The 7,302-nt window shown below is 66.8% G+C and carries 5 protein-coding genes, 1 tRNA gene and 1 pseudogene; all 7 read left to right on the top strand.

Features of this window, described 5'->3' with window-relative positions; all coding sequences use genetic code 11:
* Nucleotides 1-695 (top strand): alpha/beta fold hydrolase (locus ACXJKR_RS19350; RefSeq protein ID WP_457324194.1); only part of this gene is annotated, 695 nt, incomplete at its 5' end.
* Complete coding sequence (locus ACXJKR_RS19345) at nucleotides 692-2,950, top strand: RelA/SpoT family protein (RefSeq protein ID WP_457324193.1); 2,259 nt, start codon at nucleotides 692-694, stop codon at nucleotides 2,948-2,950. The genes ACXJKR_RS19350 and ACXJKR_RS19345, both read left to right, overlap by 4 nt.
* A 45-nt stretch (nucleotides 2,951-2,995) precedes the next feature.
* Nucleotides 2,996-3,072: transfer RNA gene (locus tag ACXJKR_RS19340), tRNA-Val, on the top strand.
* A gap of 482 nt (nucleotides 3,073-3,554) precedes the next feature.
* Complete coding sequence (locus ACXJKR_RS19335) at nucleotides 3,555-5,483, top strand: diguanylate cyclase (protein WP_457324192.1); 1,929 nt, start codon at nucleotides 3,555-3,557, stop codon at nucleotides 5,481-5,483.
* Between the two features lie 408 nt (nucleotides 5,484-5,891).
* On the top strand, nucleotides 5,892-6,422 hold the full coding sequence (phaR, locus tag ACXJKR_RS19330; protein WP_457324191.1) for a polyhydroxyalkanoate synthesis repressor PhaR: 531 nt from the start codon (nucleotides 5,892-5,894) through the stop codon (nucleotides 6,420-6,422).
* A 117-nt stretch (nucleotides 6,423-6,539) separates the two neighbouring features.
* The gene (locus tag ACXJKR_RS19325) at nucleotides 6,540-6,761 is read left to right on the top strand and encodes a hypothetical protein (protein ID WP_457324190.1); all 222 of its coding nucleotides are present in this window, start codon (nucleotides 6,540-6,542) and stop codon (nucleotides 6,759-6,761) included.
* 43 nt (nucleotides 6,762-6,804) lie between these two features.
* Nucleotides 6,805-7,302, top strand: a pseudogene (locus tag ACXJKR_RS19320) (hypothetical protein); the annotation flags it as partial.

The following is a 7,302-nucleotide window of genomic DNA, read 5'->3' as shown; positions in this document are numbered from 1 at the left end:
GCCCCGATGTCGTCGGCCGCGGCCGCTCCGACTGGTTGCGCCAGCCCGCTGGCTATCAGATTCCGAGTTATGTCTCCGACATGGTGGCGCTGCTGGCGCGGCTGGATGTCGAGCAGGTCGACTGGGTCGGTACCTCCATGGGCGGCTTGATCGGCCTGGGCCTGGCTTCGTTGCCGCGGCCCGACGGGTTGGCGAGCCCGATCCGCCGCCTGGTGCTCAATGACGTCGGCCCGGCCATCCGCATCGAGGCCCTGCAGCGCATCGGCAGCTATCTCGGCAAGGCGATGCGTTTCAAATCGCTGGAAGAGGGCGCGGCCTATCTGCGCAGCATCTCCGAGGGCTTCGGCCCGCACACCGACGAGGAATGGCTGGCCCTGTCCGAGCCACTGTTCCGCCAGGAGGGTGGCGAGTGGAAATCGCATTACGACCCGGCCATCGCGCTGTCCTTCACGGCCGTGACGCCCGAGCTGGTGGCCGCGGGCGAGGCTGCACTCTGGGCGGCCTATGACCAGCTGAGCTGCCCGACGCTCTTGATCCGCGGCGCGGAGTCCGACCTGCTCAGTGCCGAGACGGCGCGCGCCATGACGCAACGCGGCCCGAGCGCTCGCCTGGTCGAGTTGCCCGGCATCGGCCATGCGCCCACGTTGATTCATGCCAACCAGATTGCCGTCGTGAGGGATTTCCTCAGTTCATGAAGACCGGCTTGATGCCCGAGGGCGCCGCGACGGCGCCCATCGTCGCGCTGCTGGATGCGGGCGCCGAACATTCCAATGCCGAGGTCGTTCGTGCCCGCGCCGTTGCCGAGCCGCTGCTGGCCGGCGAGTTGCTGGACACCGGCGAGAACGCGCTGTCTCACGCCGACGGCGTGGCGGCCATCCTGCGCGCCGTGGGCAGCGCACAGGAGCTGCAGGCCGCGGCCTATCTGGTCTATGCGGCTGACTTCCTCAGCAAGCCGGAGGAGGTCGTCGCCAAGGCCTTCGGCGACAGCTATGCCAGCCTCGTCACGCACACGCGCCGCCTCGTGCAGCTGCAGCGCACCACGCGCGACGCCAAGTTGCCGGCCGACAGGAAGCACGACCTGCGCGCCGAACAGACCGAGCGCGTGCGCAAGATGCTGCTGGCCTTCTCGCGCGACCTGCGCGTCGTGCTGTTGCGCCTGGCCTCACGGCTGCAGACGCTGCGTTGGTACGCAGCCAGCAAGCAGCCTTGCCCGCAGGACCTGGCGGCCGAGTCCCAGGCGGTGTTCGCGCCGCTGGCCAATCGCCTGGGAATCTGGCAGATCAAGTGGGAGCTGGAGGACCTGGCATTCCGCTTCCTGCAGCCGCAGGCCTACAAAGCCCTGGCCGGCGCCCTGCATGAGACCCGCGTCGAACGCGAGCAGCGTGTTGAGGCCGCGCGCGCGGCTCTGCAGGCCGACCTCTATGGTCAGGGCATTGCCGCCGAGGTGCAGGGCCGCCCCAAGCACCTCTACAGCATCCACAAGAAGATGCAGGGCAAGGACCTGTCGCTGGACCGCGTCTTCGACCTGCGTGCGCTGCGCGTCGTCGTCGCCAGCGTGGCCGATTGCTATGCCGCGCTGGCCCGGCTGCATGAGGTCTATACGCCGGTGCCCGGCGAGTTCGATGACTACATCGCCAAACCCAAGCCCAACGGCTACCAGTCCCTGCACACCGTCGTGCTCGGGCCCGACGGCCGGGCGATGGAGGTGCAGATCCGCACGCGCGAGATGCATGAGCACGCCGAACATGGCGTTGCCGCCCATTGGGCCTACAAGGAGGCCGGTGCGCGCGGCTATGCCGGTGTCAGTGCGGCTGGCGAGTTCGAGGAGCAGGTGGCTCGAGCCCGCAAGGCCGTGCTCAACCAGCTGCTGGCCTGGGAGCGCGACACCGTGCAGGGCGCCGAGGGCGGCCCGGTGTTCGACGACCGCATCTATGTCTTCACGCCGCAGGCCACCATCGTCGAGCTGGCGGCGGGTGCGACGCCGGTGGACTTTGCCTATGCGGTGCACACCGACCTCGGCCACCGCTGCCGCGGCGCACGCATCGACGGCCAGATGCTGCCGTTGAACACGCCGCTGCAAAGCGGCCAGACTGTCGAGATCATCGCGACCAAGGAAGGCGGCCCGTCGCTGGACTGGCTCAACCCAGAGCTCGGCTATCTGCAGAGCCCACGCTCGCGCGCCAAGGTGCGTGCGTGGTTCAACGCGCTGCAGCAGGCGCAGACGATTGTCAAGGGCCGCGACCTGGTCGAGAAGCTGCTGCAGCGCGAGGGCAAGACGGCGCTCAAGCTCGACGAGCTGGCTGCGCGCCTGGGCTTCAAGGGTGCGGATGCGCTGTTCGAGGTCGTTGGCAAGGACGAATACTCGCTGCGCAACATCGAGCTGCTGCTGCGCCCGCCCGAGCCGGTAGTTGACGAGAACGAACTGCTGGCACAGCGGCACACGCGCAGCGCCAGCAGCAACCGTGGCGGCGTGCTCGTGGTGGGCATCGACTCGCTGCTGACGACGCTGTCGCGCTGCTGCCGGCCCGCGCCGCCCGACGCCATTTCCGGCTTCGTCACGCGCGGCAAGGGCGTGGCCATCCACCGCAGCGATTGCAGCAACCTCGCCGAGATGAAGCGTCGCTCGCCCGAGCGCGTCATCGCGGTGGAGTGGGGCGGTGGTGAAACGGTGGGCAAGGGTGCGCCCGTCTATCCCGTGGACGTGCTCGTCGAGGCCGGTGACCGCCAGGGCCTGCTGCGCGACGTGCTGGAGATCTTCGCCAAGGAGAAGATGAATGTCGTCGCGGTGAACACACAGTCGATGAAGCCCGGCGCCGTCAAACCCCGCGCGGGCGGCGGCGACACGGCCTGGATGAGCTTCACGCTGGAACTGTCTGATGCATCCAGGTTGGCCAAGGTGCTGCGCGACCTCTGCGCCATCTCTGGCGTGCGCTCGGCACGCCGCAAGTGAGCATGGACGAGGGCCTCAAAAACCTGCTATAGTGCGCAGCTCTTCAKGCGCGTAGCTCAGTTGGTTAGAGCACCACCTTGACATGGTGGGGGTCGTTGGTTCGAATCCAATCGCGCCTACCAAATATGAAGACTGACCCAGTGGGGTCAGTCCGACGGTAGGTTAAGAATGCCTCAGATCTTCACGGATCTGAGGCATTTTTGCTTTTGAAGTCAACGATTTACCAGTGTCGTGGTGCTTGAGCCAAGCTGTGACGCAGCAGTGCTGAGCCGCGACCACGTCAAATTCCTTCCGAGCCACGCCCTTCAGCATGGCGTCGAGCTGAGGCCGATCCTTGCGACCCTTGGCGCCGCTGTACCTGTCGATACAGGCACGCCGCGGTCGACGTCTGCAGTTTTCCGGCAGTTCGTGATGGATTCTTGTGCGCGCCAGCCCGTGGCGGGAGGATGGCTGACACGCGTTGGCATGCCGGTCCGAAAATTGGTCATGCAGCGGTTGCCGCTGTAGTGGGGTCGGCGTGGCAGTTCTTTGGAATGGGTACTCCGGAACAGGCGGGCCTCGGCGGCGCGCGGGTCCGGCGCGGCTGCTTGTGCGAGCGCTGTGGATGGCGGCGTTTGCTTGGCAAGGACTGGCTTTCGCGCTCACCCCGAGCGTGAGTGCCTTTGACCAGCAAGTACAGGACGTCCAGACATTCGCGCCCCGCACCGAGTTCCTTGCCTTCCTGGAGCGCAGCCGTTCGCAGGCTAACGCCAGCGGCGATCCTCTGCTGGAGGTGGCGGCCCTGCTGGAGCAGGGTAGGCAGTTGCGGCATTCGGACGGGGGGCGCGCCAGCGAACTGCTCGATCGGGCGGCCGGCCTTCTGCGGCAACACCGCGACCCGGTGCTCGAGTTCCGCCATCGCCTGCTGCGCATCGGCCAGCTCAAAGCCCGGCAGGAGCTGGACAAGGCCGTGCTGGAAGGCATGCGCCTGCTCGCCGAGGCGCGGGCCCGCGGCGACTGGCATGACGAGCTCCGGGTGCTGCTGGTGCTGCAGGAGGACTGGAAGCAGTTCCACGCTCTCGGCCGCTACACGCAGGAGGCCAGGCAGCTGGCCATCCGGCATCCCGCCGACAAGGTCACTTGGTGGGCCCGTGACGAATGGGCGGACCGGCTCCGCTCGGCCGGCAAGCTGGACGAAGCGGAGCGGGAGCTGCTGGCCGTGCTGCAGGAGCAGGAGGCGGTGGACGACGGCGTGGAGCAGCTCAGGACGCTGGTCCTGCTGAACGATATGTACCGGGCAACCGGCGAGTGGGACAAGCTACGCCCGCTGGGACCACGGGCGCAGGAGATCGCCTTCAAGTTGGGGCGCACGCCCTACATGCTGGTGAACTTCCTGTGCAACCAGTCGGACGCCTTGCTGAAGGCCGGGCTGCCGGCGGCGGCGCTGGAGATGGCCGACGCYGCGATCGTCGCGGCCCGGGGCGACGCTGACACGACGCGCGTCGCCAGGTTCAACCGGGGCAAGGCACTCAACCGTCTGAGCAGGCACGCTGAGGGCCTGGCCATCTTGGAGGCCGAAGCCCAGGGCAGCGACCGTTGGGAAATGCTGGACGAGGTGGCCGAGGAGTACGCCTTCGCGCGCCGCCACGACGAGGCCTACCGCGCGCTGGCGGAGCACCTGCAGGGCCTGCGCAAGAGCCTGGACGAATCGCATCGGGCCGGGCTGACGCTGGACCAGGCCCTCGCGAGTGCCGAGCGTGAGCGCGCCCAGCGCCAGGCCAGCGAGCGCCAGACGCAGCGGACCGTCGTTGCGGCCGTGATCCTGGCCGCGCTCGCCAGCAGCGCCGCGGCACTGCTGGTGGTGAGGGCGACACGCCGGCATGCGAGAACCCTGGCAGCCGTGAACCGCCAGCTCCAGGACATGGCGGTCACCGATCCGCTGACGGGCCTGCGCAACCRCCGGCACTTCATGGCCCAGGTGGAATCGCACGTGGCCGCGGCGGATCGCTCCCATGCGGGCCGCGGGACGGTCGCGGCCGAGCCGGTGGACCTGCTCTTCTACCTGATCGACCTCGACCACTTCAAGCGTGTCAACGACAGCTTCGGCCACCCTGCCGGGGACGCCGTGCTGCGGCAGGCGGCGGAGCGCCTAAAGGGTGTGTTGCGAGGGGAGGACGRGCTCATCCGCTGGGGCGGCGAAGAGTTCCTGCTCATGACGCGGGGAACGCCCCGCGGGCATGCGGCGCAGCTGGCCGAAAGGCTGCGCAAAGCCATTGACGGGAGCCCGGTCGAGCTGCCGGACGGGCAACCTCTGAAGATCTCATGCAGTATCGGCTTCGCCCCATATCCTCTCGTCCCCGGCGCGCAGCACGGCGGCTCCTGGGAACGATCGGTAGAGCTCGCCGACGAGGCGCTCTACCAAGCCAAGGCTCGTGGACGCAACGGCTGGTTCGGCGTCGGGGCGCCGTCCGCGGCTGGCGCAGGCGCCCACCCCACTGAAGGCAGCCTGCAGGAAGCGATTGCCTGCGGCTCACTGGCGCCGCTGCACAGTTGACGCTCGCGGGGCGCCAGCGCTGGATAGGTGATCCGCATGGCCATCCTGCTTCCCCAGCCCAGAAACGTGCGAAAAATGGGGTGTGGTTTAGGAAGCGGGTCGGGACGTATAAGGGAAATTTCTCCCGTGAAATCAATGTCTTAGCATGTCCCGTAAAGCCCCGTTTCCTCACCTTGCCATGGTGGGTTCGAATCCAATCGCGCCTATCAAATTTTTGAAGATTGGAGGCCCCCGAATCGAAAGGTTCGGGGGCTTTTCTTTGCCCACGCGCTGGCACGCCTGCGCCCAATTGCGGCGTTTGGTGAGTTTCCGTGGCGGACAGCTCGGTTCACCAGCCCCAGGTAAACCCGTTCGGAACGGCGGTCAGGCTCTGCCTAGAATTTGCTGCACTGCACAGGAGACCCACGCATGGCGACTGCCCGCAAGAAAGCGGCATCCGAGCAAGCCCAGTCCGGCGACACCAAGCCCGGGCTGCGCATCCTCAAGAAATACCCCAACCGGCGCCTCTACGACACGCAGACCAGCAGCTACATCACGCTGGCCGACGTCAAGCGCATGGTGCTGGAAGGTGTCGAGTTCGAGGTGCATGACGCCAAGACCCAGGAAGACCTGACGCGTTCCATCCTGCTGCAGATCATCCTGGAGGAGGAGACTGGCGGCGTGCCGATGTTCTCGACCAGCTCGCTGGCCCAGATCATTCGCTTCTACGGCCATGCCATGCAGGGCGTCATGGGCGGCCTGCTGGAGCGGCAGATGCAGGCCTTCACCGACCTGCAGTCGCGCTTTACGGAGCAGACGCCCGGCGGCATGCCCTTCACCCCCGAGGCCTGGACGGGCCTGATGGGCGGCTATGCCGAGCAGTCCAAGACGCTGATGAACCAGTGGCAGGAGCAGCTCARGCAGGCGGGAGTGATGTTCCCGTTCACGCCCAAGAAATAGGCTGTCGGCCGCAGTGGCGGCTCGCTCGGCTACGTAACGCGCGTGAGGGCAGGTAAGCGTGCCTTGACCAGGCGGGTGCCGCCCGCAACTGTGCTGTTCCTATGTCGAGGAGCGAGCATGATTGAGAAAGAGCACCAGCGGCGCATCTACGTTCCGCAGGGTCACCAGCTGAGGGCGACGGGTGCCGAATCGGTCCAGCGTGATGGCGTGGAGACCCGCATCTCCTATTTCGAGGTGGTCGATCCTGAGGGGGTACGGGTCGGCAGCTATGTCGTTCGCGAGGCGCAGTCCATCAATCCCCCATTTGCGGCCTCCGTCACGGTGGAAACGGTCGAATAGCGGCCTGCCTTTCCAGTGAAGTTCGGTCGTTTCGGACAGCTGCATGGCCGCTGGAAAGCCGCCGGTTCGTCACATCGCCGAAAATAGGGCGATGAATGAACAGATCACCCCCGCCGCCATTCCGAAGATTGGCTTCGTCAGCCTCGGCTGCCCGAAGGCTTTGACCGATTCCGAGCTCATCCTCACCCAGCTGCGTGCCGAGGGCTACGAAACCTCCAAGACCTTTGCCGGCGCCGACCTTGTGATCGTCAACACCTGCGGCTTCATCGACGACGCCGTCAAGGAAAGCCTGGACACCATYGGCGAGGCCCTGGCCAAGAACGGCAAGGTCATCGTGACCGGTTGCCTGGGCGCCAAGGCCGGCGCCGGCAGCAGCGATGCCGGCAGCCTGGTGCGCGAGATCCACCCCAGCGTGCTGGCCGTCACCGGCCCGCATGCGACCCAGGAGGTTATGGATGCGGTGCACACCCACGTGCCCAAGCCCCACGACCCCTTCGTCGACCTGGTGCCCAGCTACGGCGTCAAGCTGACGCCCAAGCAT

The organism is Roseateles sp. P5_E11 (assembly GCF_054049355.1).
Note: the sequence above shows the minus strand (reverse complement) of the source record. Positions and strands in the feature narration are given on the sequence as shown.

Bases quoted from the DNA above. Each gene is read 5' to 3' on its own strand.
- ACXJKR_RS19345 (WP_457324193.1), top strand. From the start codon at position 692: ATGAAGACCGGCTTGATGCCCGAGGGCGCCGCGACGGCGCCCATCGTC.
- ACXJKR_RS19325 (WP_457324190.1), top strand. From the start codon at position 6,540: ATGATTGAGAAAGAGCACCAGCGGCGCATCTACGTTCCGCAGGGTCAC.